Annotated in this window: 20 protein-coding genes; 10 read left to right on the top strand and 10 right to left on the bottom strand. The window is 57.4% G+C overall.

The features are described 5' to 3' along the window. Window positions 1–60 precede the first annotated feature (60 nt). Window positions 61–393: a YbaB/EbfC family nucleoid-associated protein gene (locus HYQ67_RS05115; RefSeq protein WP_202302036.1), complete on the top strand. Its 333-nt coding sequence runs from the start codon at window positions 61–63 to the stop codon at window positions 391–393. A gap of 89 nt (window positions 394–482) precedes the next feature. On the opposite strand, the gene HYQ67_RS05110 is transcribed toward HYQ67_RS05115, so the two are convergent. Then, a complete protein-coding gene (locus HYQ67_RS05110) occupies window positions 483–1388 on the bottom strand; it encodes a LysR family transcriptional regulator (RefSeq protein WP_202302034.1) in 906 nt (301 codons plus the stop codon). Between the two features lie 108 nt (window positions 1389–1496). Between HYQ67_RS05110 and HYQ67_RS05105 the strand changes: the two genes are divergently transcribed. The 6 genes from HYQ67_RS05105 (at window position 1497) to HYQ67_RS05080 (ending at window position 8397) form a co-directional block, all read left to right on the top strand. Next, window positions 1497–2366 (top strand): pirin family protein, encoded by an 870-nt coding sequence (locus HYQ67_RS05105; protein ID WP_202302032.1) that lies wholly within the window; start codon window positions 1497–1499, stop codon window positions 2364–2366. 107 nt (window positions 2367–2473) lie between these two features. Then, complete coding sequence (gene recR / locus HYQ67_RS05100; RefSeq protein ID WP_202302030.1) at window positions 2474–3079, top strand: recombination mediator RecR; 606 nt, start codon at window positions 2474–2476, stop codon at window positions 3077–3079. 110 nt (window positions 3080–3189) lie between these two features. Next, window positions 3190–5064 carry a molecular chaperone HtpG gene (gene htpG, locus HYQ67_RS05095; protein WP_202302028.1) on the top strand — a complete coding sequence of 625 codons (1875 nt, stop codon included), beginning with the start codon at window positions 3190–3192 and terminating at the stop codon, window positions 5062–5064. A 221-nt stretch (window positions 5065–5285) separates the two neighbouring features. Next, complete coding sequence (adk, locus tag HYQ67_RS05090; protein WP_202302026.1) at window positions 5286–5930, top strand: adenylate kinase; 645 nt, start codon at window positions 5286–5288, stop codon at window positions 5928–5930. 134 nt (window positions 5931–6064) lie between these two features. Beyond that, on the top strand, window positions 6065–7027 hold the full coding sequence (gene hemH / locus HYQ67_RS05085) for a ferrochelatase (RefSeq protein WP_202302024.1): 963 nt from the start codon (window positions 6065–6067) through the stop codon (window positions 7025–7027). Window positions 7028–7092: 65 nt separating this feature from the next. After that, window positions 7093–8397: an inosine/guanosine kinase gene (locus HYQ67_RS05080; protein WP_202302022.1), complete on the top strand. Its 1305-nt coding sequence runs from the start codon at window positions 7093–7095 to the stop codon at window positions 8395–8397. A gap of 217 nt (window positions 8398–8614) precedes the next feature. On the opposite strand, the gene ybaL is transcribed toward HYQ67_RS05080, so the two are convergent. Then, complete coding sequence (ybaL, locus tag HYQ67_RS05075) at window positions 8615–10309, bottom strand: YbaL family putative K(+) efflux transporter (protein ID WP_202302020.1); 1695 nt, start codon at window positions 10307–10309, stop codon at window positions 8615–8617. A gap of 235 nt (window positions 10310–10544) precedes the next feature. Then, window positions 10545–11753, bottom strand: coding sequence for an MFS transporter (locus tag HYQ67_RS05070; protein WP_202302018.1), 1209 nt, complete (start codon window positions 11751–11753; stop codon window positions 10545–10547). A gap of 181 nt (window positions 11754–11934) precedes the next feature. Here HYQ67_RS05070 and ushA point away from each other — a divergent pair, with 181 nt between their 5' ends. After that, window positions 11935–13587, top strand: coding sequence for a bifunctional UDP-sugar hydrolase/5'-nucleotidase UshA (gene ushA / locus HYQ67_RS05065; protein ID WP_202302016.1), 1653 nt, complete (start codon window positions 11935–11937; stop codon window positions 13585–13587). 30 nt (window positions 13588–13617) lie between these two features. On the opposite strand, the gene ybaK is transcribed toward ushA, so the two are convergent. The 3 genes from ybaK to copA form a co-directional block, all read right to left on the bottom strand. Beyond that, window positions 13618–14097 carry a Cys-tRNA(Pro)/Cys-tRNA(Cys) deacylase YbaK gene (ybaK, locus tag HYQ67_RS05060; RefSeq protein WP_202302014.1) on the bottom strand — a complete coding sequence of 160 codons (480 nt, stop codon included), beginning with the start codon at window positions 14095–14097 and terminating at the stop codon, window positions 13618–13620. A 208-nt stretch (window positions 14098–14305) separates the two neighbouring features. Then, complete coding sequence (locus tag HYQ67_RS05055; RefSeq protein WP_202302012.1) at window positions 14306–15106, bottom strand: TraB/GumN family protein; 801 nt, start codon at window positions 15104–15106, stop codon at window positions 14306–14308. Between the two features lie 100 nt (window positions 15107–15206). Then, entirely contained in the window at window positions 15207–17711 is a 2505-nt protein-coding gene (gene copA / locus HYQ67_RS05050) for a copper-exporting P-type ATPase CopA (RefSeq protein WP_202302411.1), read from the bottom strand. A gap of 71 nt (window positions 17712–17782) precedes the next feature. Between copA and cueR the strand changes: the two genes are divergently transcribed. Then, window positions 17783–18193 carry a Cu(I)-responsive transcriptional regulator gene (gene cueR / locus HYQ67_RS05045; protein WP_202302010.1) on the top strand — a complete coding sequence of 137 codons (411 nt, stop codon included), beginning with the start codon at window positions 17783–17785 and terminating at the stop codon, window positions 18191–18193. Here cueR and HYQ67_RS05040 read toward each other — a convergent pair. Both HYQ67_RS05040 and HYQ67_RS05035 read right to left on the bottom strand, forming a co-directional pair. Next, on the bottom strand, window positions 18190–18636 hold the full coding sequence (locus HYQ67_RS05040) for an NfeD family protein (protein WP_202302008.1): 447 nt from the start codon (window positions 18634–18636) through the stop codon (window positions 18190–18192). The two genes, cueR and HYQ67_RS05040, sit on opposite strands and share 4 nt — an antisense overlap. Further along, window positions 18633–19547, bottom strand: coding sequence for an SPFH domain-containing protein (locus tag HYQ67_RS05035; RefSeq protein ID WP_202302006.1), 915 nt, complete (start codon window positions 19545–19547; stop codon window positions 18633–18635). Before HYQ67_RS05035 ends, HYQ67_RS05040 begins: the two co-directional genes overlap by 4 nt. Before the next feature lie 223 nt (window positions 19548–19770). Here HYQ67_RS05035 and cfa point away from each other — a divergent pair, with 223 nt between their 5' ends. Next, window positions 19771–20922 (top strand): cyclopropane fatty acyl phospholipid synthase, encoded by a 1152-nt coding sequence (cfa, locus tag HYQ67_RS05030; protein WP_202302004.1) that lies wholly within the window; start codon window positions 19771–19773, stop codon window positions 20920–20922. A 46-nt stretch (window positions 20923–20968) separates the two neighbouring features. Here cfa and HYQ67_RS05025 read toward each other — a convergent pair whose 3' ends face one another. Together HYQ67_RS05025 and HYQ67_RS05020 are read right to left on the bottom strand one after the other, a co-directional pair. Further along, window positions 20969–21823 carry a co-chaperone YbbN gene (locus tag HYQ67_RS05025; protein ID WP_202302002.1) on the bottom strand — a complete coding sequence of 285 codons (855 nt, stop codon included), beginning with the start codon at window positions 21821–21823 and terminating at the stop codon, window positions 20969–20971. A gap of 57 nt (window positions 21824–21880) precedes the next feature. After that, entirely contained in the window at window positions 21881–22651 is a 771-nt protein-coding gene (locus tag HYQ67_RS05020; RefSeq protein WP_202302000.1) for an SDR family oxidoreductase, read from the bottom strand. Window positions 22652–22655: the final 4 nt, after the last annotated feature.

Genomic DNA, 22655 nt, shown 5'->3' with positions numbered 1-22655 from the left:
ACCCTGATAGCCGCTAACCGCATTCTGCGCGTCAGCGGCCCGAGCGAAAGAGAGAAGATTATGTTTGGAAAAGGCGGTGGTCTGGGTAACCTGATGAAGCAGGCCCAGCAAATGCAGGAAAAAATGGCCCAGGCTCAGGAAGAGATCGCTCAGATGGAAGTCACCGGTGAATCCGGCGCGGGTCTGGTTAAGGTGACCATCAACGGTGCGCACAACTGCCGCCGCGTGGAAATCGACCCAAGCCTGATGGAAGACGATAAAGAGATGGTTGAAGACCTGGTTGCTGCGGCCTTCAACGATGCGGCCCGTCGTATCGGCGAAGCGCAGAAAGAGAAAATGGCCGGCGTCTCCAGCGGCATGCAGCTGCCGCCAGGCTTCAAAATGCCGTTCTGATGATCGGCGGATGACGCACTGCTTTCCGTCCTACGGTTGGTTACGTAGGTCGGATAAGCGCAGCGTCATCCGACAAAAAACGTCCTGAATTACTCCTCTTCAAACGCCGCGTAGCTCTCCACCAGAAAATCAATTAGCGCCCTGACCGCCGGTAGCTGACCGCGCCGGGAAGGAAACACCACGTGAATAATCTCCCGCCTTGCCCGCCAGTCCGGCAGCAGGTGCACCAGCTTACCCGCAGCTAGATGCTCGTTTAACATCAGCTTTGGCAGCTGCACTATTCCCACACCGGCGACCGCCGCGCTGCGCAGCGCAATCATATCCGTGGTAATAAACCGTGGCGCGTGATGAAGAATGACTTCCTGCTGATTCGGGCCATACAGGCACCAGCGATACACCTGCTGCGGCTTGCTTAAGGCGAGGCTCGGCCAGTGCTGCAAATCCGCCGGGGAATCAGGCTGTCCGAACTGCGCCACCAGCTCCGGGCTTGCTACCAGGCACATCCCTCTGTCGGCAAGCTTGCGCATCACCAGATCGCTGTCCTCCAGCGGCAGGGGGCGCACGCGAATGGCCAAATCCACGTTTTCATTCAGCACGTCCACCTGACGATTCGTCTCCTCCAGCTGTACGGTCACCTGCGGGTAGAGCGCCATAAAGCGCGCCAGCATCTCACCCACGTGGACGTGAAGCAGGGTGATGGGGCAGGCCAGACGAATCAGGCCGCGCGGCTCCGCCCGCAGCGTATCAATCGCCTCCTGAGCCGCCTCCGCCTCGATCATCATCGCTTTACAGTGGCGATAAAAAATCTGCCCCGCTTCGGTGACCGTAAAGCTGCGGGTCGATCGCTGGATTAATCGCGTCTCCAGCCTCTCTTCCAGCAGCGCGATGCGGCGGCTAAGGCGCGATTTTGGAATGCCAACGGCCCGGCTGGCGGGCGAAAATCCCCCGTGATCGACCACCTGCACGAAATACCAAAGATCGTTTAAATCCTGCATTTTATTGTCCTGTTTATAGAACGCTGATTCCATTTTACCAGTCTACCGGAGCTACTGTCTTGTGAGTAAGCTTTATCCATCAGATACAGCATTCACAGGAGAGAAAAAATGAAATCGATTCTCGGCGTCTATTCCGCCCCGGCCTCCCATTGGGTTGGCGACGGCTTCCCGGTTCGCTCGCTGTTCTCGTATGCAAAATTCGAGAAGCAGCTCAGCCCGTTCCTGCTGCTGGATTACGCAGGCCCGGCAGAGTTCAAACCGAGCAACAAAGGGCAGCGTGGCGTGGATCAGCACCCGCATCGCGGCTTCGAGACGGTCACCATCGTTTATAAAGGCGAAGTGGCGCACCGGGATTCAACCGGCAGCGGCGGGGTTATCGGTCCGGGCGACGTGCAGTGGATGACCGCAGGCAGCGGCATTCTGCACGAAGAGTTCCACTCTCCGGCGTTCAGCGAGAAGGGCGGAACCCTGGAAATGGTGCAGCTTTGGGTGAACCTGCCTGCGAAGGACAAAAACGCGCCCGCTGGCTATCAGTCCATTACCGACGCGGATATTCCGGTGGTCACGCTGCCCGACGGTGCCGGTGTGGCACGGGTCATCGCCGGTGAAATGGACGGGCAGAAAGGCCCGGCAAGAACCTTCTCGCCGATGCGTATTCTCGACCTGCATCTGAGCGCCCACGGCGTTACGCAGCTGAACCTGCCGGACGGCTGGAACACGGCGCTGGTGGTGCTGAAAGGCACCGTACAGGTAAACGGCCAGGAAGTGGGGCGTGAAGCGCAGCTGGTGGTGCTGGATGCCAAAGGAGAAGGCGTAACGATTGAAGCCAACAACGATGCCGTGGTTCTGGTGCTGAGCGGCGAGCCGCTCAACGAGCCGGTGGTGGGTCACGGTCCGTTCGTGATGAACAGCCGTGAAGAAATTAACCAGGCTATTGATGACTTCAACCAGGGCCGTTTCGGCCAGAGTATCGCGTAAAATAATCCCCCTGTGCGAGCCGTCGCGCAGGGGGATTATCTTTTTCTATACCCGCCCGCGGCGCTAATGTTAGGCTATGCCCCACTGTTTTTTTAGAAGCCTGAGCGATGCAAACCAGTCCTTTACTTACTGCCCTTATGGAATCCCTGCGCTGCCTGCCGGGCGTTGGCCCTAAGTCCGCCCAGCGCATGGCTTTTGCCCTGCTGCAGCGCGACCGCAGCGGCGGCATGCGTCTTGCCCAGGCGCTGACCCGCGCCATGTCTGAAATCGGCCACTGCGCGGACTGCCGTACTTTCACCGAACAGGAAGTTTGCGCCATCTGCAACAATCCTCGTCGGCAGGAAAATGGTCAGATTTGCGTGGTGGAAACCCCGGCGGATATTCACGCCATCGAAGCCACCGGGCAGTTCTCCGGCCGCTATTTCGTCCTGATGGGGCACCTTTCGCCGCTCGACGGCATCGGCCCGGCGGACATTGGCCTGGAGCGTCTGGAAGAGCGCTTAGCCAGCGAAAGTATCAAAGAGATTATTCTCGCCACCAACCCGACGGTGGAAGGCGAAGCCACGGCGAACTATATCGGCGAACTGTGCGGTCAGTACGGCGTGGATGCCAGCCGCATTGCCCACGGCGTGCCGGTCGGCGGCGAGCTGGAGATGGTAGACGGCACCACGCTGTCCCACTCCCTGGCCGGTCGCCACAAGATTACTTTCTGAGCAAACGCGGGAGGATCCTCTTCTTCCCGCTTGAAAATCTCCTCCGCTGTCCCCATTTCACACTCAACGTTTTCATCACCCTGTTTGATTTTGTTGAGGTATCAATGACCATGAAAGGACAAGAGACCCGTGGCTTCCAGTCTGAAGTGAAGCAGCTTCTGCACCTGATGATCCATTCTCTGTATTCAAATAAAGAAATCTTCCTGCGTGAGCTGATCTCCAACGCCTCTGATGCGGCCGACAAGCTGCGCTTCCGCGCCTTGTCCCAGGCCGATCTCTACGAGGGTGACGGTGAACTCCGCGTCCGCGTCTCTTTTGATAAAGAAAAGCGCACGCTGACCATCGCCGATAACGGTATCGGTATGACCCGCGATGAAGCTATCGACCACCTCGGCACCATTGCTAAATCCGGGACTAAAGCCTTCCTCGACTCCATGGGCTCCGACCAGGCGAAAGACAGCCAGCTGATCGGCCAGTTCGGCGTGGGCTTCTACTCCGCGTTCATCGTGGCGGACAAAGTCACCGTGCGTACCCGTGCGGCGGGCGCGCCTGCTGATGCAGGTGTGTTCTGGGAATCCGAAGGCGCGGGCGAATATACCGTTGCGGATATCACCAAAGCCGACCGCGGCACCGAAATCACTCTGCACCTGCGTGAAGGCGAGGACGAATTCCTCGACGACTGGCGCGTGCGCTCCATCATCAGCAAATACTCCGACCATATCGCGCTGCCGGTAGAGATTGAAACCCGTGAAGAGAAAGATGGCGAAACCATCCTCGGCTGGGAAAAAATCAACAAGGCGCAGGCCCTGTGGACCCGCAGCAAGTCTGAAGTGAAAGACGAAGAGTACAACGAGTTCTACAAGCACATCGCCCACGACTTTACCGACCCGCTGGCGTGGAGCCACAACCGCGTGGAAGGTAAACAGGAGTACACCAGCCTGTTATATATCCCATCGCAGGCACCCTGGGACATGTGGAACCGCGATCACAAGCACGGCCTGAAGCTGTACGTGCAGCGCGTGTTCATCATGGACGACGCCGAGCAGTTCATGCCGAACTACCTGCGTTTCATCCGTGGCCTGATCGACTCCAACGATCTGCCGCTGAACGTCTCTCGCGAAATCCTGCAGGACAGCCGCGTCACCCAGAACCTGCGCAGCGCGCTGACCAAACGTGCATTGCAGATGCTGGACAAGCTGGCGAAAGACGACAGCGAAAAATACCAGACCTTCTGGAAAAACTTCGGCCTCGTGCTGAAAGAAGGCCCGGCGGAAGACAACGCCAACCAGGAAGCGATTGCGAAGCTGCTGCGCTTTGCAACGACCCACACCGACTCCTCCGCACAAACTGTGTCGCTGGAAGAGTATGTGTCCCGCATGAAAGAAGGCCAGGAGAAGATTTACTACATCACCGCCGACAGCTATGCGGCGGCGAAAAGCAGCCCGCATCTGGAGCTGCTGCGTAAGAAAGGCATCGAAGTGCTGCTGCTTTCCGACCGCATCGACGAGTGGATGATGAGCTACCTGACCGAGTTCGACGGCAAGATGTTCCAGTCCGCCAGCAAAACTGACGAGTCTCTGGAAAAGCTGGCCGAAGAAGAGACGCCGGAAGCGAAAGAAGCTGAAAAAGCGCTGGAGCCGTTCGTTGACCGCGTGAAAACCCTGCTGGGTGAGCGCGTGAAAGAAGTCCGTCTGACGCACCGTCTGACTGACACCCCGGCTATCGTCACCACCGACAGCAACGACATGAGCACCCAGATGGCGAAACTGTTCGCCGCGGCGGGCCAGGAAGTGCCGGAGGTGAAATACATCTTCGAGCTGAACCCGGACCACGGCCTGGTGAAACGCGCGGCGGACACGCAGGACGAAGCGCAGTTTGGCGAGTGGGTAGAGCTGCTGCTTGACCAGGCGCTGCTGGCGGAACGCGGAACGCTGGAAGATCCAAACCAGTTTATCCGTCGAATGAACCAGCTGCTGGTATCTTAACTACCTCTGGTAGGTAGCGGGGTAATTGTCGGGTGGCGCTGTGCTTACCCGACCTACGAATGAACCGGTGTTGCAGGGTGGATGAGCGTTTAGCGCCATCCACCTTTCTTTTCTTTGACCTTCGCCACCAGCAGGCTTTCTTGAGGTTAAGCCGCCTTTAATGGTAAGGTCTTCGCCTCAGATCTAAGTACACAAAATCCAAACGTATGGGGAATTACGCAATGCGTATCATTCTGCTCGGCGCTCCGGGCGCAGGTAAAGGGACTCAGGCACAGTTCATCATGGAGAAATACGGTATTCCGCAAATCTCCACCGGTGATATGTTACGTGCCGCGGTAAAATCTGGTTCAGAGCTGGGTAAACAAGCGAAAGACATCATGGACGCCGGCAAGCTGGTGACCGATGAGCTGGTTATCGCGCTGGTGAAAGAGCGTATTACCCAGGAAGATTGCCGCAACGGGTTCCTGCTTGACGGCTTCCCGCGCACCATTCCACAGGCTGACGCCATGAAAGAAGCGGGCATCAACGTGGACGTGGTTCTGGAGTTCGCAGTGCCTGATGAGCTGATCGTTGAGCGTATCGTTGGTCGTCGCGTACACGCGCAGTCCGGCCGCGTTTACCACGTCACCTTCAATCCACCTAAAGTGGAAGGCAAAGACGACGTGACCGGCGAAGAGCTGACCACCCGTAAAGACGATCAGGAAGAAACCGTGCGCAAGCGCCTGGTGGAATACCATCAGATGACGGCTCCGCTGATCTCTTACTACAGCAAAGAAGCGGCGGCGGGTAACACCAAATACGCGAAAATCGACGGCACCCGTAAAGTGACCGAAGTCAGCGCAGAGCTGGCTAAAATCCTCGGCTAATCTTAAGCCTGAGCACTCAATACCAGGGCCTGCCCTGGTATTTTTTTACCTCAAATTTGCCCATTCGCTGTTATCGGTTTCTCCTCCTCTCTTTTACGTTACAATTATCGGCACTGTGTTGATAAGGAGCGTTCATGAGTCAGGAAAAAATTGGCGTTTTATTGGCAAACCTCGGTACGCCTGATGCCCCAACCCCGGCGGCGGTGAAACGCTACCTGCGCCAGTTTTTGAGCGATACGCGAGTGGTCGATACCCCGCGTCTGCTGTGGTGGCCGCTGCTGCGCGGCGTGATCCTGCCCATACGCGCCCCGCGAGTAGCCAAACTTTATCAGTCCGTGTGGATGGAAGAAGGCTCCCCGCTGATGGTCTACAGCCGCCGTCAGCAGCAGGCGCTGGCCGCGCAGCTGCCGGATATTCCCGTTGCGCTGGGCATGAGCTACGGTAACCCTTCCCTGAAAAGCGCCGTCGACGAGCTTCTCTCCCATCATGTGGATCATATCGTCGTACTGCCGCTCTATCCGCAGTTCTCCTGCTCAACGGTCGCTGCCGTCTGGGACGAACTGGGCCGGATATTTGCCGGCTATCGTTCCATGCCGTCCATCTCGCTGATTCGCGACTACGCGGAAGATGAGTCCTACATCAACGCGCTGGCCGCCTCGGTAAAACGTTCGTTCGCCGAACACGGCGAGCCGGAGATCCTGCTGCTTTCCTATCACGGCATTCCGCAGCGCTACGCCAACGAAGGTGACGACTATCCCCAGCGCTGCCGGGACACCACCCGCGAGCTGCTCAGCGCGCTGGAGCTGCCGCCGGAAAAAGTGATGATGACCTTCCAGTCGCGCTTTGGCCGCGAACCCTGGCTGATGCCTTACACCGACGAAACGCTGAAAATGCTGGCCGAGAAGGGCGTTAAGCATATCCAGGTGATGTGTCCGGGCTTCTCGGCGGACTGCCTTGAAACGCTCGAAGAGATGGCGGTGCAGAACCGTGAGGTCTTTATCGAGGCGGGCGGCAGCAAGTACGAATACATCCCGGCGCTCAACGACGATCCGGCCCATATCGCCATGATGCTGAGCCTTATCGAACGCTATCGCTAATCGCGCCGCGGGCCGTGAATGTGCTACCATTCACGGCCTGATTAGCAACCCTCCTGTGACAGCCCATGAAATTTCCCGGCAAGCGTAAATCCAAACACTATTTCCCCGTCAGCCATCGCGATCCGCTGCTGCAGCAGGTCCAGCCTGAAAACGAAACCGGGACCTCCTGGATTGTCGGCATCGACCAGACGCTGGTGGATATCGAAGCCAAAGTGGACGATGAGTTTGTTCACCGCTACGGCCTGAGCTTCGGCCATTCTTTGGTGATTGCCGATGACGTCGCGGAAGCGCTGTATCAGGAGCTGGTACAAAAAAATCTGATTACCCACCAGTTTGCCGGTGGCACCATCGGGAATACCATGCACAACTATTCCGTGCTGGCGGATGACCGCTCGGTCCTGCTGGGCGTGATGTGCAGCAATATTGAAATCGGCAGCTATGCCTACCGCTATCTCTGCAATACCTCCAGCCGAACCGACCTTAACTATCTGCAAGGGGTAAACGGCGCGATTGGCCGCTGCTTTACGCTGATTAACGAGCAGGGCGAGCGGACGTTCGCCATCAGCCCCGGCCACATGAACCAGCTGCGCGCAGAGAGCATACCGGAAGAAGTGATTGCCGGAGCGTCCGCGCTGGTGCTGACCTCGTACCTCGTGCGCTGCCAGCCGGGCGAGCCCATGCCGGATGCCACCATGCAGGCGATTAGCTTCGCCAAAAAACACAACGTGCCGGTGGTGCTGACGCTGGGCACCAAATACGTGATTGCCGAAAACCCGGAGTGGTGGCAGGCGTTCCTCAAAGAGCACGTCTCGATTCTGGCCATGAACGAAGAAGAGGGGCAGGCGCTGACGGGGGAAAGCGATCCGCTGCTGGCGGCAGATAAGGCGCTGGACTGGGTGGACTTAGTGCTCTGTACCGCAGGGCCGGTCGGGCTGTATATGGCAGGGTTCACCGAAGAGTCCGCCAAACGCATTACCCAGCATCCGCTGCTGCCGGGCGCGATTGCCGAATTCAACCAGTACGAGTTCAGCCGCGCCATGCGCCATAAAGACTGCGAAAATCCGCTGCGTATTTTCTCGCACATTGCCCCCTATATGGGCGGGCCTGAGAAAATCATGAACACCAACGGCGCGGGCGACGGCGCGCTGGCGGCGCTGCTACATGACATCACCGCCAATAACTACCACCGCTCCAACGTGCCAAACTCCAGCAAGCACCAGTTCACCTGGCTGACCTATTCGTCCCTCGCCCAGGTGTGTAAATACGCCAACCGCGTAAGCTACCAGGTGCTTAACCAGCACTCGCCGCGCCTGACGCGAGGCCTGCCGGAACGTGAGGACAGCCTGGAAGAGTCGTACTGGGATCGCTGATACTCGAATGGTGGATGGCGCTGGCGCTTATCCACCCTACAAAGGCGCAGGCCGTATGAGCGTTCAAAGGTTTATTCGTAGGCCGGATAAGCGTTCAGCGCCATCCGGCAGGACAGCAGGTTATTCGTAGGCCGGATAAGCGTTCAGCGCCATCCGGCAGGACAGCAGATTATTTGTAGGCCGGATAAGTGCCAGCGCCATCCGGCAGGACAGCAGATTATTTGTAGGCCGGATAAGCGCCAGCGCCATCCGGCACCTCAGAAGGTTTATCCAGCAGCCCCATCATCGTATTAGCAATCTCCCGCTCGCCCATCACGACCTCATTTGCGCCGCGCTCGGTGATGTAATCCACCTCGTCGTCGTAATGCGCGCGGGCAATAATCTCGATGTCCGGGCATTTTGCCCTGGCGGCCGCCACAATCTCCCCGGCTTCGTAGCCGTTCGGGATGGTCAGCAGCAGCCAGCGGGCGCAGTCCAGATGCGCCAGATTCATTATCTCTTCGTTAGCGGCGTTGCCCAGCACGGCACGAATGCCGCGTTCGCGAAGTTCATCCACGCGGCTGCGGGAGGTTTCGACCACCACCAGCGGGATGCCCTGTGCTATCAGCTTCTCGCCCAGCAGGCTCCCGACACGTCCAAAACCGACCAGTAAGGCGTGATTGCAAATATCCACGGGGATCTGCTTTTCATCTTCAATGGCTTCTTCCAGCGTCTGCTCATCCAGCGTTTCAGTTTTCTCGAGATAGCGCTCGAGCACGGCAAACAGGATCGGGTTGAGCATAATCGACAGGATCGCCCCGGCCAGCACCAGATTTTGCCCGTTTTGCGGCAGCAGGTTCAGCGCCATGCCCAGGCCCGCCAGGATAAAGGCGAACTCACCGATTTGCGCAAGGCTGGTGGCGATGGTCAGGGCCGTGCGCTGGGAGTGACCAAACAGGCGCACCAGGCCGAAGGCCGCCACAGATTTACCAAAGACGATAATGGCCAGCGTGCCCAGTACGGCCAGCGGCTCCTGAATCAGGATCATCGGGTCGAACAGCATGCCGACGGAGACGAAGAACAGCACGGCGAAGGCATCGCGTAAGGGCAGGGTATCATGTGCGGCACGGTGGCTTAGCTCTGACTCATTCAGCACCATACCGGCGAAGAAAGCGCCGAGGGCAAAGGAAACGTCAAACAGTTCGACCGCGCCAAACGCGATGCCCAGCGCCAGCGCCAGCACGGAAAGCGTGAACAGCTCGCGGGAGCCGGTGGCGGCGCTGCGAGCCAGAATCCACGGTACCAGGCGGCGGCCCACAACCAGCATAATGGCGATAAACGCTACGACCTTACCAATGGTGATCCCCATATCAAGAGAGAGCGTTGCCAGCCCGACGTCGCCTTTCTCCAGCATTCCCGCCACTGCAGGCAGCAGCACCAGGGTTAGCACCATCACTAAATCTTCAACGATCAGCCAGCCGATGGCGATTTGCCCGCGCTGGCTGTCGATAAGCTGCCGCTCCTCAAGCGCCCGCAGCAGCACCACGGTGCTGGCGGTGGAGAGGCACAGCCCAAAGACGATGCCGGTCATCAGCGACCAGCCCATCAGCGACGAAAGCGCCATGCCCAGCAGCGTTGCAACGGCTATCTGTGCTATCGCGCCGGGAATGGCGATATTCTTTACCGCCATTAAATCCTTCAGGGAAAAGTGCAGCCCCACGCCAAACATCAGCAGAATAACGCCTAGCTCCGCCAGTTCAGGAGCAAGTTTGGTATCTGCCACAAAGCCCGGGGTAAACGGACCCGCTAACACCCCAGCTAACAGATAGCCCACCAGGGGGGAGATGCGCAGCTTGTTGGCGAGCATCCCCAGTAAAAAAGCGAGCACAAGGCCGCCGACAATGGTGGTGATAAGCGGTGTCGCGTGATGCATTCCGTCTCCTTTCGTTAGCATAGGGTCCAAAAATCAGGCTGAAGATCCATTGGTCACTGTAACAGTTTATGACAAATTCATTATCGGCGTGGATGAATAATTAATAAAGGTTATCTAAAAGGCGCATTTCGACAAATAAAGCGCGCTGAGCAGTATTTCAGCCACTTATGATGAGGAATGTCTTTAACGGTATGGGAAGGAGGACCGACCAAAGCAAGGCTTTGGCCGGGAAAAGCTAAGCTTTGTGGCGGTTATCAGGCAGGAATACGGTCAAAATGCCCAATAAAGGCAGGAAGGCACAGATTTTATAGACCAACTCGATGCTCGTATGGTCTGCCACCAGGCCTAATACGGCGGCGCCAAGGCCACCCATCCCAAAGGCAAAGCCAAAAAAGAGGCCGGAAACCATACCGATACGGCCCGGCATCAGTTCCTGGGCGTATACCAGGATTGCCGAGAACGCCGAGGCGAGAATAAACCCGATAATCACGGTCAGGATCCCGGTCCAGTAAAGGGATGCGTAAGGCAAAATCATAGTAAACGGCGCGACGCCGAGGATTGAACCCCAAATCACGTATTTTCTGCCGATTTTATCCCCCAGCGGCCCGCCAATCACCGTCCCTGCGGCAACGGCAAACAGAAACGCAAACAGGTGGAACTGGGCGTTCTGGATGGACAGGCCAAACTTATGCATCAGATAGAAGGTGTAGTAGCTGCTGATGCTCGCCATATAGAAATATTTCGAGAAGATCAGCATCAGCAGAATCGAGACGGCCAGAATCACCTTATTACGCGGCAGCGGGTTGACCACCGGGGCTTTTGCTTTACCTTTGGACATCAGATGCTGCGCGGCGTACCAGCGGCTGATCTGCAGCAGTACCACAATCGCCAGCAGTGCGGCCAGCACGAACCAGGCAACGTTACCTTTGCCGTAGGGCGCGATAATCAGCGCGGCCAGCAGTGGCCCCAGAGAGCTGCCGAAGTTACCGCCCACCTGGAACAGCGACTGCGCCAGGCCGTGGCGACCGCCGGAAGCCATACGCGCCACGCGTGAGGACTCGGGGTGGAAGATAGAAGAACCTGTACCCACCAGCGCGGCTGCCAGCAGCACCATCGGGAAGCTGCCCGCCAGCGCCAGCAGGATCAGGCCGCACAGCGTGAAGCACATACCAATCGGCAGCGACCACGGCATCGGGTATTTATCGGTGTAGTAGCCCACCACCGGCTGCAGCAGCGAGGAAGCAAGCTGGAAGGTAAGGGTGATCATGCCGATCTGCACGAAGCTTAGCGAGAATTCAGCCTGCAGCAGCGGATAGAGCGCCAGAATCAGCGACTGAATCATATCGTTAAGCAGATGCGAAAGGCTGATAGCCCCTAAAATACCAAAGGAAGTGCGCGCCTTTTTCGCATCTGGCGGCGTGAGCGTCTGTTCGGAGGTTGCCATAAATACCTGTGAGAATCTGATTATTATTTTTGAACGGATAGCAGGGGTATCCGTAGGTTATTGTTACCCTGCTAACATACCTGCAGGTGAGAGTTGAGGAAAGTCGCAATTAATAAAACTTATTTGTCTATCCTGCTAACATTCTGATAATGGTTCAGGTTTAAGAAAATGGAGAATTTCAATGCGTTTCGCAATTAAAGGGGTAGCCACGGCGTTACTGGTGGCATTAAGTCTGACCAGCGCATCGGCGCTGGCCTGGGAACAAGATAAGACCTACAAAATTACCATTCTGCACACCAATGACCATCACGGCCATTTCTGGCGCAACGAGTACGGCGAATACGGGCTGGCGGCGCAGAAAACGCTGGTCGACAGCGTACGCAAAGAAGTGGCGGAAGAGGGCGGCAGCGTGCTGCTGCTTTCCGGCGGCGACATCAATACCGGCGTGCCGGAATCCGACCTACAGGATGCTGAACCTGATTTTCGCGGCATGAACCTGATTGGCTACGATGCGATGGCCGTCGGCAATCATGAGTTCGATAATCCTTTATCCGTGCTGCGCCAGCAGGAGAAATGGGCGAAGTTCCCGTTCCTCTCCGCAAATATTTATCAGAAAAGCACCGGGGAGCGCCTCTTCAAACCCTGGGCCATCTTCCAGCCGCAGGGGTTAAAAATTGCCGTTATCGGTCTTACCACCGACGACACGGCAAAAATAGGTAACCCTGAATTTTTCACCGATATTGAATTCCGCAAGCCTGCCGATGAAGCGAAGCTGGTGATTCAGGATCTGCAGGCCAACGAAAAGCCGGACGTGATTATCGCGACGACCCACATGGGCCACTACGATAATGGCAACCACGGCTCCAACGCGCCGGGCGATGTGGAAATGGCCCGCAGCCTGCCAGCGGGCGCGCTGACCATGATTGTGGGCGGTCACTCACAAAATCCGGTCTGCATGGCCTCGGAGAATAAAAAAGACGCCGATTACGTGCCGGGGACGCCCTGCGCGCCGGACAAGCAGAACGGCACCTGGATTGTGCAGGCCCATGAGTGGGGTAAGTACGTAGGGCGTGCAGATTTTGAGTTCCGCAACGGCGAGATGAAGCTGGTGCGCTATCAGCTGATCCCTATCAACCTGAAGAAAAAGATCACCTACGACAACGGCGAGAGCGAGCGGGTGCTGTACACGCCGCAAATTTCTGAGAATCAGAGGATGCTTTCGCTGCTGACGCCGTTCCAGCGCAAAGGCCAGTCGCAGCTGAAAGTGAAGGTCGGCAGCGTGAACGGGCATCTGGAAGGGGATCGCAGCAAAGTTCGCTTCGTGCAGACCAACCTGGCGCACGTCATTCTTGCAGCACAAATAGCACGCACCAGCGCAGATTTTGCAGTGATGAGCGGCGGCGGCATTCGCGACTCTATCGAGGCGGGGGATATCACTTACAAAGACGTGCTGAAGGTACAGCCGTTCGGTAACACGGTGGCGTACGTGGATATGTCCGGTAAAGAAGTGACGGATTACCTGACCGAAGTTGCGAAGAAAACGCCTGATTCTGGTGCCTACCCGCAATTTGCCAGCGTCAGCTTTGTGGCTACGGCTAACGGGCTGCAGGATCTAAAAATCAAAGGCGAACCCGTTGACCCGGCCAAAACCTACCGCATGGCAACGCTGAGCTTTAACGCCACCGGCGGCGACGGCTACCCGGCCATCGACAAAAAGCCCGGCTACGTGAACACCGGCTTTGTGGATGCGGAAGTGCTGAAGCAGTACATCGAACAAAGCTCACCGCTGGATGTGAATACTTACGAACCGAAAGGCGAGGTGAGCTGGCAGTAATAAGCATCAGCGCCATCCACCGCCAGGGTTTTAATCCCGACGGGCGATATCCGCAAAGGTGGCGTCCAGCGTCGTGGCCAGATCGCTGGCGGCGATTTCGATATCCAGCCCGCGCCTGCCGCCGGAAATATAGATCGTCGCAAACTCCTTTGCGGGTGCGTCGATCACCGTAGGCAGGCGTTTTTTCTGCCCTAAGGGGCTGATCCCACCGACGAGATAGCCGGTCACTCGCTGGGCAACCATAGGATCGGCCATATCCACCTTCTTAGCGCCAAGCGCCCTGGCGACCTTTTTCAGATCCAATTGCCCGGCGACGGGAGTGACCGCGACCGCCAGCTGTTTCATATCGCCGTTAATGGCCACCAGCAGCGTTTTGTAGACCTGCTCAGCGTTAAGACCCAGCTTGCGAACCACCTCGTCACCAAAGTTCGTCTCATTGGGATCGTGGTCATAGGTGTGTACCTGAAAGGGGATTTTATTTTTCTCGAGGAGTTTTACGGCGGGCGTCATCTCATCCTTCCTGCAAAATTGTTTCAAAAACGCACATTGTAGTCATACAGGTGATATATTTTAGAGATACTATATTGCTGCTTAATAGTGATAGCGTTCAACGCCACATTGAGCGACAATTCAGACTTCGGTCGTTAAATCGGCTGAAATAACAACAATAATAAACTTATTCCTCTTTGACGGGCCAATAGCAATATTGGCCATTTTTTTACTTATTTTTCAACAGCTCAGGTAAGTTTCCTTCCCCGTATAAATGCAGTGCACCCACCGCGACCACGTAGCGGCCGGGAGGCAGCTTCTGCAGAAAATACAGCCACTGGCGGTTACGCCGGTGCATCAGAACATCGTATAGTTCGTCGCCAAAAGTATTCGGCAGGGTAATGTTTTCCTGCTGCGGAGGGGACTCGAGCCACCAGCCGATCATCATCTGCAGCAGACGCGCGTTAGTATGCCAGTGGGTCAGCGTGTCGCTCAGCAGCGGCATACCGCCGTCCGGCAGCTGCATCAGTATATCCATCTGGCTTTGCGCTCCCTCCAGCTCCACCACCGGGACAGACATGGTTTTTGCCGCCTCCAGCAGTTGAAAATCTATGCCAAAGTCCGGGCGTAGCCCCAGACGCTGGGCCTGATGGGCCTGAAGCACCAGCGCAACCTGCCAGGCGGGCTGGGTGTCTATCGCGCGAAGAGAGACTCCCATCTCGTTTGCCAGGCCGACAACCTGCTGCCAGTCAGCGGGCGACAGGCGCTCTTCAAGCGGGATTTCTTCGATATCGTGGGAGAAAGGAGAGTCGCCTTCGGTAATATCGGCTTCGACAATCAAAGCGTCCGCGGCGCGCAGTTTTTCGATCAGGCGCTCCGACAGCGGGGCCATATCGCTTGTGCCCATATGAATACTGCCAACCAGGTGGAGATGGCGCTCGCCTGGAAGCGTGATATCAAGGGCAGGCCAGGGATAGCGGGTGGTCGAAAGGCTTGAAAACAATGCGCTAATACGCGATAGCAGACCCATACATCAGATTCCCTGGCTAAAAAGTCATGCTACCGCTGCGGGGTGAAAGGTGCAAATTTACCCGGCCCGTAGGCCGGATAAGCGAAGCGTCATCCGGCAATTAATCCTTCGGCTTAAACCGCAATAACCGGTTCGCGTTGCTCACCACGGTAATGGACGAGAGCGCCATTGCCGCGCCAGCCACCACCGGGTTCAGCAGCGTGCCGGTTAGCGGGTAGAGCACCCCTGCGGCAATGGGGATGCCCAGCGTGTTATAGACGAAGGCTCCCATCAGGTTCTGCTTCATGTTGCGCAGGGTTGCTTTGGAAATCGCCAGCGCGTCGGCCACCCCAACCAGGCTGTGGCGCATCAGCGTAATGGCTGCGGTTTCGATAGCCACATCGCTGCCGCCGCCCATGGCAATGCCTACTTCTGCCTGGGCCAGGGCCGGCGCATCGTTGATGCCGTCGCCCACCATCGCTACCTGACGACCCTCCAGCTGGAGCTTTTTAATCGCTTCGGCTTTACCATCCGGCAGCACTCCGGCAATGACTTCGTCGATGCCCGCTTCTTTGGCGATGGCGTTAGCCGTGGTCTGGTTATCCCCGGTCAGCATCACCAGGCGGTAGCCGTTGCGGTGCAGGCGCTGAAGGGCGCTCACGCTGTCAGCGCGCAGAGGATCGCGAATGGCAAACAGGGCGGCAAATTTTCCATCGACGGCCAGCAGAACCGGCGTAGCGCCTTTGCTGGCCTGCGCTTCTATTTCTTCCGCCCAGGCTCCGGTATCGATCTTCTGTTCGTCAAGCAGCGCCTTGTTGCCCAGCAGCAGGCTATGGCCTTCCGCTTCGCCGCTGACGCCCAGCCCGCGCAGGGTGCGGAAGCCGTTAACCTGCGGTAACGCTGCCGATTCTGCCTTGTCCAGGATCGCACGGGCCAGCGGGTGGCTCGAACCTTGCTCCAGCGCGGCGGCCAGGCGAACGGCTTCGCTTTCGGGCATTTCGTCACCGGTCAACACCGCCACAACCTTTGGCTTGCCCTCGGTCAGCGTACCCGTCTTATCAAAGACGAGGGTATCCAGGGTGCTGGCCCGCTGAAGCGCATCGGCATCGCGCACCAGCACGCCAAATTCGGCGGCGCGGCCCACGCCGGAAATGATCGACATTGGCGTTGCCAGCCCCAGCGCACAAGGACAGGCGATAATCAGCACGGTAGTGGCGATAACCAGCGTATAAACAATCTGCGGCGCGGGGCCGACGAAGTACCAGACGGCGGCGCTGAACAGGGCAATCAGCACCACTACGGGCACAAATACGGCGGAGATTTTATCCGCCAGCTGGCCAATTTCCGGCTTGCTGCTTTGCGCCTGGCGCACCATGCGGATAATACGGGACAGCGTGGTGTGGCTGCCGGTTGCCGTGGCGCGGAACAGCACGCTGCCGTCCTGCACGACCGTCCCGGCATGAATGCTGTCACCGTCCGCTTTCTGCTGCGGAACCGGCTCGCCGGTCAGCATCGCTTCGTCAAACCAGGCTTCGCCCTGGCTGATTTCGCCGTCCACTGGCACACGGTCGCCGGTGGTCAGGCGCAGCGTCATTCCCGCCGTAACCTCAGCAAGAGGCAGAGATTTCTCGCCTTCTTCCGTCACCACCCGGGCGGTTGGCGGCGTTAAATCCAGCAGACGTTCCAGCGCCTTCGAAGAGCGCTGGCGGGCGCGCTGTTCAAGCATATGGCCGAGGTTAATCAGGCCGATGATCATCGCGCTGGCCTCGTAATAGAGATGGCGCGCCTCCATCGGGAAGTGCTGGGGCCAGATGTTGACGGTTATCGAGTAAAGCCATGCGGCCCCGGTGCCCAGCGCCACGAGGGTATCCATGGTGGCAGTACGGTTCATCAGGCTGCGCCAGGCGCTGCGGTAGAAATGCCCCCCGGCGACAATCATCACCACCAGGGTGATAACACCGATAGTCATCCAGATGGAGCGGTTTTCCTCGGTGAGCATCATGTTGTCGCCGAGCATTCCCCAGATCATCACGGGGATGCCCACCGCCAGCGCAAGAATAGCCTGCCAGCGGAAGCGCTTCGTGGCGGCATTGGCCGTTTCCTGCTGCCGTTCACGGCGCTCGGCGTCGTCTTCAATCGCTTCGGCACCGTAGCCGGCGCTCTCCACGGCCTGAATTAAGGATTCGGCAGAGGCAGTGCCCATAATCAGGGCGCTGCGCTCGGCAAGGTTTACCCGTGCCTGGCTGACGCCCGGAACTTTCTGCAAAGCAGTCTGAACGCGGGAGACGCAGCTGGCGCAGCTCATGCCGTTGATCAACAGCTGCTGGCTGTCATCATCGGCTTCTGCCGGAAGCGTAGGGGAGACCGCTGTCAGTGCTTCCGACGGGGTTGATGACTCTTCTGTCAGCGGCTCAGCCTTTGGGTGGCTTGCAACCTCAGCTTCGTATCCCGCCTGCTTCACGGTTTCAACCAGAGCTTCCGGCGTTGCGCTGCCGGTTACGCGGGCGTGGGTTTGCGTCACTTCCGCCTGCTCCACGTCGGGACGTTGCTCGAGGCTCTCCTTCACGCGTTTGACACAGTGGCCGCAGGTCAGGCCATCCAGGGTTAGATCGATAACTTGAGACATCATCAGACTCCTTATTTTTGCGAGTATGGTAAGCTTAAACCTTCCAGTCAGGGGAAGGTCAAGGGGGAATAATGAATATCAGCGACGTGGCGAAAAAGACCGGGCTGACCAGCAAGGCGATTCGTTTTTATGAGGAGAAGGGGCTGGTGACGCCGCCGTTCCGCGCCGAAAACGGCTACCGGACCTACACGCAGAAGCACATTGATGAACTGACGCTGTTACGCCAGTCCCGCCAGGTGGGATTTAATCTCGAGGAGTGCCGCGAGCTGGTGAATCTGTTTAACGATCCTGCGCGGCACAGTTCCGACGTGAAGGCCAGAACGCTGCAAAAGGTGGCGGAGATTGAAAATCATATCGGTGAACTACAGGCGATGCGCCAGCAGCTGCTGACGCTGGCGGAGGCCTGCCCCGGCGATGACGGCGCCGACTGCCCTATTATCGACAACCTGTCCGGCTGCTGCCATCGCCAGAAGGCGGATTAACGCGGCTCTACCTTAAGGGTAATACCCTCGACGGCGACCACCACCACCTCGCTGCCCGCGGGCAAATCGCTGTCCGCCATCACGGGCCAGGAGCTGTCGGCGACGCGGATATGCCCCCGGCCGTTGACCAGCGCCGTTTCCAGGTGCAGATGACGGCCAACCAGCTGGTGCCCGCGCTGGTTCAGCACTTCACCCGGCTCCTGCTGCCTGCGCATAGCGAGCCAGCGCCACCAGAGGAAGGCGGCGACCAGCGTCAGCACGGCAAAGCACACGCCCTGCCACTCCCAGCCTAGCGGCACGACCCACACCAGCAGGCCTGTCACCACCGCAGCCACGCCGCTCCACAGCAGATAACCGCTGGCACCCAGCATTTCGGCTGCCAGCAGCAGGCCGCCGAGCGTCAGCCAGAAGATATGCGCGTGGGCAAACAGCAGGGCGATCATTTTTTACGCTCGTTACCGCTTTGCGCGATAAGTTCGCTGATCCCGGCAATGGAGCCCATCAGGCTGGTGGCATCCAGCGGCATCAGCACCACTTTGCTGTTGTTCGCCGAGCCGATCTGCTGCAGCGCGTCGGTATATTTCTGCGCAACGAAGTAGTTCACCGCCTGAATATCCCCTTTAGCGATGGCCTCTGACACCATCTGGGTGGCGCGGGCTTCCGCTTCAGCGCTACGCTCACGGGCTTCGGCCTGTAAGAATGCAGACTGGCGCTCACCTTCGGCTTTCAGAATTTTTGACTGCTTCTCGCCTTCCGCCTTCACGATCTCCGCCTGGCGAATCCCTTCCGCCTCCAGAATATAAGCGCGCTTGGTTCGCTCGGCCTTCATCTGCGCGTTCATCGCATCGATAAGCTCAGTCGGCGGACGCACGTCGCGGATCTCAACGCGGGTGATCTTAATCCCCCACGGGTTGGTCGCTTCATCGACGATATGCAGCAGGCGGGTATTGATGTTGTCGCGCTGGGAGAGCATCTCATCTAACTCCATCGAACCCAGCACGGTACGGATGTTGGTCATGGTGAGGTTGATAATCGCCAGTTCGAGGTTGCTGACCTCGTAGGCTGCGCGCGGCGCGTCAACGACCTGAATAAAGCAGACGGCATCGATGGAAACGTTGGCGTTATCTTTGGAGATCACTTCCTGGGATGGGATATCTAACACCTGCTCCATCATATTGATTTTGCGGCCAATGCGGTCCATAAACGGCACCACGAGGCTCAGACCCGGCATCAGGGTCTTGGTGTAACGGCCAAAGCGCTCAACCGTCCACTGGTAGCCCTGAGGCACAATTTTTACCCCGGCGCCAACAATGATAAGCGCGACAAGGATCAGTACGGGAATGAAGATAAACATGAAAAACCTCCTGGTTGTTTTCACTTTAGTCTACCCGCAGACAGCTAAACATTCAGCGACTTCTGCCCCGTTGAGCAGAATACTTTGTGGCGAGAGGCGGGATGAGCAGAATTATGCCATTCAGGCATAGCTATTATGATTTAAGTTCATTTTCTCAATGTGAAAAGCAGGATTAAGCTAGTCTCATTCGGGCCTGCGGCCCATTATTCTTTCTGAGGTAGGAATGAGAAGCGTCACCGTCGATGGGGAACAGGAAAACAAATCCCGCTGGAACAGAATTATTGAAGAATTACTCGACCACGCCGGCGTCAGAATTAATGGTAATAGCGCCTTCGATATTCAGGTAAATAATCCCGAGTTTTATAAAAGAGTGCTACAGGAAGGTTCGCTGGGGCTGGGCGAAAGCTATATGGATGGCTGGTGGGAATGCGAGCGTCTGGATAAGCTGTTTTGTCGCATTCTGCGCAGCGGCCTCGATAAAAAAGTGCCGAAGTCAGCTGCTGATATTCTCCGCGTGGCCAGCGCCCGCTTATTTAATCTGCAATCCCGCAAACGCGCCTGGATTGTCGGTAAAGAGCATTATGACATCGGTAACGATCTGTTTGCGGCGATGCTCGACCCCTATATGCAGTACTCCTGCGGCTACTGGAAGGACGCGACCGATCTGGTCACCGCCCAGCGCAACAAGCTTAAAATGATCTGCGAAAAGCTGCAGCTGAAGCCGGGAATGAAGTTGCTGGATATCGGCTGCGGATGGGGCGGGCTGGCGCAGTATGCGGCTCAGGAATACGGCGTGTCGGTGGTCGGTGTGACTATTTCTGCCGAACAGCAAAAAATGGCGCTGGACCGCTGCAAAGGTCTGGACGTGGATATTCTTCTGCAGGACTACCGTGATTTAAACAGCCAGTTCGACCGTATTGTATCGGTGGGGATGTTTGAACACGTCGGGCCGAAAAACTACGCGACCTATTTTGACGTGGCGGCGCGAAACATTAAGCCGGACGGTTTATTCCTGCTGCATACCATCGGCTCGAACGAAACGGATTTAAACGTCGATCCGTGGATCAATAAATATATCTTCCCGAACGGCTGCCTGCCGTCGGTGCAGCATATTGCCGAAAGCAGCGAGCCGCATTTTATTATGGAAGACTGGCACAACATCGGCGCGGACTACGACAAAACGCTGATGGCCTGGTACGAAAACTTCCAGCAGAGCTGGCCGCAAATTGGGCAGAATTATGACGAGCGCTTTAAACGGATGTTTACCTATTATCTGAACGTCTGCGCCGGAGCGTTCCGGGCGCGAAATATTCAGCTGTGGCAGGTATTGTTAAGCCCGCACGGGGTGGACGGCGGAATACGGGCGTATCGATAAAAATTAAAAAGGCCGACGAAATTAACGTCGGCCTTTTTTTACGTTATCAGTAGAGCAGGGAGTACATCTGGCGGCGGTACTTAGACGCCAGCGCATCGCCGGTGCCGAGCGCGGCCAGAATTTCCATAAGCATTTTGCGCACGTTACCGTCGGCGGCACCCAGATCTTTCTTCAGGTGGGTGTACAGCAGCTCAAGTGCTTCCTCGTTACGACCAACCTGATGCAGCTGCAGCGCCAGCTGGCTTGCGAGCTGGGCGTTTTCAGGATCTTGATCCACCTGCTGCTGGAGCTGTTGGATCTCCGGGGTATCCGCCGCCTGCTTAAGCAGGTCGATCTGCGCGATCAGCCCCTGGTAACGGGTATCCTGATCCTGTAATGGAATGGTTTTCAGCACGGCTTCGGCGTCTTCGCTGCGGTTCAGGGCAATCTGCACTTCCGCCAGCAGCAGGCCAATCTCACTGTTCTGATTAGAGATCTGCCATGCATCTTTGAGTAGCGGCAGCGCTTCGGCGTGCTTGCCTTCCTGCACCAGCAGCATGGCTTCCTGAGCCTTTAGCTCTTCTTCACGCGGCAGCACTTTTTCCAGCAGGGCGCGAATCGCCTCTTCCGGCTGCGGCCCCTGGAAGCCGTCCACCGGCTGGCCGTTCTGGAACAGATAGACCGTTGGAATGCTGCGCAGCCCGAACTGGGAAGCCACCATTTGCTCGGCGTCGCAGTCTACTTTGGCAAGAACAAACTGGCCCTGATACTGGGCGGCCAGCTTGTCCAGTACCGGCGTCAGCTCTTCACAATGCTGGCTGCGGGCGGACCAGAAGTAGAACAGAACTGGCGTGGCGACGGATTGCTCCAGAGTCTGGTGCAGGTTCGCTTCGGTAATGTCGATAATGTATTCGGCTGACATGAATCAATTCCTTATAACGATTTGTTTTTACATGGGGGCGAGGAGCGGCGCTTCAACTCAACCCCGTAAAATTTTGTCCAGCGCGCGGCCCGGCAGCAGGCGACGCAGCCACGAAATAGCGTGGGCAACCAGCGTCACTGGATAACGCAATTTCGGTTTGCTGCTTTCAAAAGCATGGCGCACTTTTTCCACTACCGCTTCCGGGCCAAGGGTAAATCTGGCTGCGATACCCGGGTTTTCCACGGGTTTATCCGCAATCGTCTGGTTAACGTTCTCAGAAAATTGTGTGCGAATTGGGCCGGGTTCGATCAAACTGACTTTAATGCCGCTGTGGTGCAGCTCCATGCGCAGCGTGTCGGACCAGGCCTCCAGCGCGTATTTACTGGCGGCGTAGGCACCGCGCCCCGGCGTGGCAATCAGCCCCATCACCGAGCTGGTCATAACGATACGCCCTTCACGGTGCGGCAGCATGGCCGGCAGCAGCAGCATGGTGAGCTGATGTGCGCCAAAAAAGTTAGTGGAGAACTGCGCTTCAAGCTGCTCGCGGGAGAGCGTCGGCAGCGGCCCGTAAACGCCGTAGCCGCCGTTGTTAAACAGGCCGTACAGGCGATTGCCCGTCAGCGCGATAACCTCTGCCGCCGCGCGCGTCACGCTTTCCGGGTCGTCCAGGTCGAGCTGCACGCCGGTAAATGCTGCCTGGTTCATGCGCTCCACGTCTTCCGGCTTACGGCAGGCGGCCAGGATGCGGAAACCCTCCGCCTGCAACGCTTTAGCGCAGGCGAGGCCAATCCCGCTGGAACAACCTGTAATTAAAATAGATTTTTGCATAACT

The organism is Dryocola clanedunensis subsp. sulfonylureivorans (assembly GCF_016756775.1).
Lineage (GTDB): Bacteria > Pseudomonadota > Gammaproteobacteria > Enterobacterales > Enterobacteriaceae > Dryocola > Dryocola clanedunensis.
The sequence above is the reverse complement of the archived record's forward strand: the minus strand, read 5'-3'. Positions and strand labels throughout refer to the sequence as shown.

Bases quoted from the DNA above. Each gene is read 5' to 3' on its own strand.
- HYQ67_RS05115 (WP_202302036.1), top strand. From the start codon at position 61: ATGTTTGGAAAAGGCGGTGGTCTGGGTAACCTGATGAAGCAGGCCCAG.
- HYQ67_RS05110 (WP_202302034.1), bottom strand. From the start codon at position 1,388: ATGCAGGATTTAAACGATCTTTGGTATTTCGTGCAGGTGGTCGATCAC.
- HYQ67_RS05105 (WP_202302032.1), top strand. From the start codon at position 1,497: ATGAAATCGATTCTCGGCGTCTATTCCGCCCCGGCCTCCCATTGGGTT.
- recR (WP_202302030.1), top strand. From the start codon at position 2,474: ATGCAAACCAGTCCTTTACTTACTGCCCTTATGGAATCCCTGCGCTGC.
- htpG (WP_202302028.1), top strand. From the start codon at position 3,190: ATGAAAGGACAAGAGACCCGTGGCTTCCAGTCTGAAGTGAAGCAGCTT.
- adk (WP_202302026.1), top strand. From the start codon at position 5,286: ATGCGTATCATTCTGCTCGGCGCTCCGGGCGCAGGTAAAGGGACTCAG.
- hemH (WP_202302024.1), top strand. From the start codon at position 6,065: ATGAGTCAGGAAAAAATTGGCGTTTTATTGGCAAACCTCGGTACGCCT.
- HYQ67_RS05080 (WP_202302022.1), top strand. From the start codon at position 7,093: ATGAAATTTCCCGGCAAGCGTAAATCCAAACACTATTTCCCCGTCAGC.
- ybaL (WP_202302020.1), bottom strand. From the start codon at position 10,309: ATGCATCACGCGACACCGCTTATCACCACCATTGTCGGCGGCCTTGTG.
- HYQ67_RS05070 (WP_202302018.1), bottom strand. From the start codon at position 11,753: ATGGCAACCTCCGAACAGACGCTCACGCCGCCAGATGCGAAAAAGGCG.
- ushA (WP_202302016.1), top strand. From the start codon at position 11,935: ATGCGTTTCGCAATTAAAGGGGTAGCCACGGCGTTACTGGTGGCATTA.
- ybaK (WP_202302014.1), bottom strand. From the start codon at position 14,097: ATGACGCCCGCCGTAAAACTCCTCGAGAAAAATAAAATCCCCTTTCAG.
- HYQ67_RS05055 (WP_202302012.1), bottom strand. From the start codon at position 15,106: ATGGGTCTGCTATCGCGTATTAGCGCATTGTTTTCAAGCCTTTCGACC.
- copA (WP_202302411.1), bottom strand. From the start codon at position 17,711: ATGTCTCAAGTTATCGATCTAACCCTGGATGGCCTGACCTGCGGCCAC.
- cueR (WP_202302010.1), top strand. From the start codon at position 17,783: ATGAATATCAGCGACGTGGCGAAAAAGACCGGGCTGACCAGCAAGGCG.
- HYQ67_RS05040 (WP_202302008.1), bottom strand. From the start codon at position 18,636: ATGATCGCCCTGCTGTTTGCCCACGCGCATATCTTCTGGCTGACGCTC.
- HYQ67_RS05035 (WP_202302006.1), bottom strand. From the start codon at position 19,547: ATGTTTATCTTCATTCCCGTACTGATCCTTGTCGCGCTTATCATTGTT.
- cfa (WP_202302004.1), top strand. From the start codon at position 19,771: ATGAGAAGCGTCACCGTCGATGGGGAACAGGAAAACAAATCCCGCTGG.
- HYQ67_RS05025 (WP_202302002.1), bottom strand. From the start codon at position 21,823: ATGTCAGCCGAATACATTATCGACATTACCGAAGCGAACCTGCACCAG.
- HYQ67_RS05020 (WP_202302000.1), bottom strand. From the start codon at position 22,651: ATGCAAAAATCTATTTTAATTACAGGTTGTTCCAGCGGGATTGGCCTC.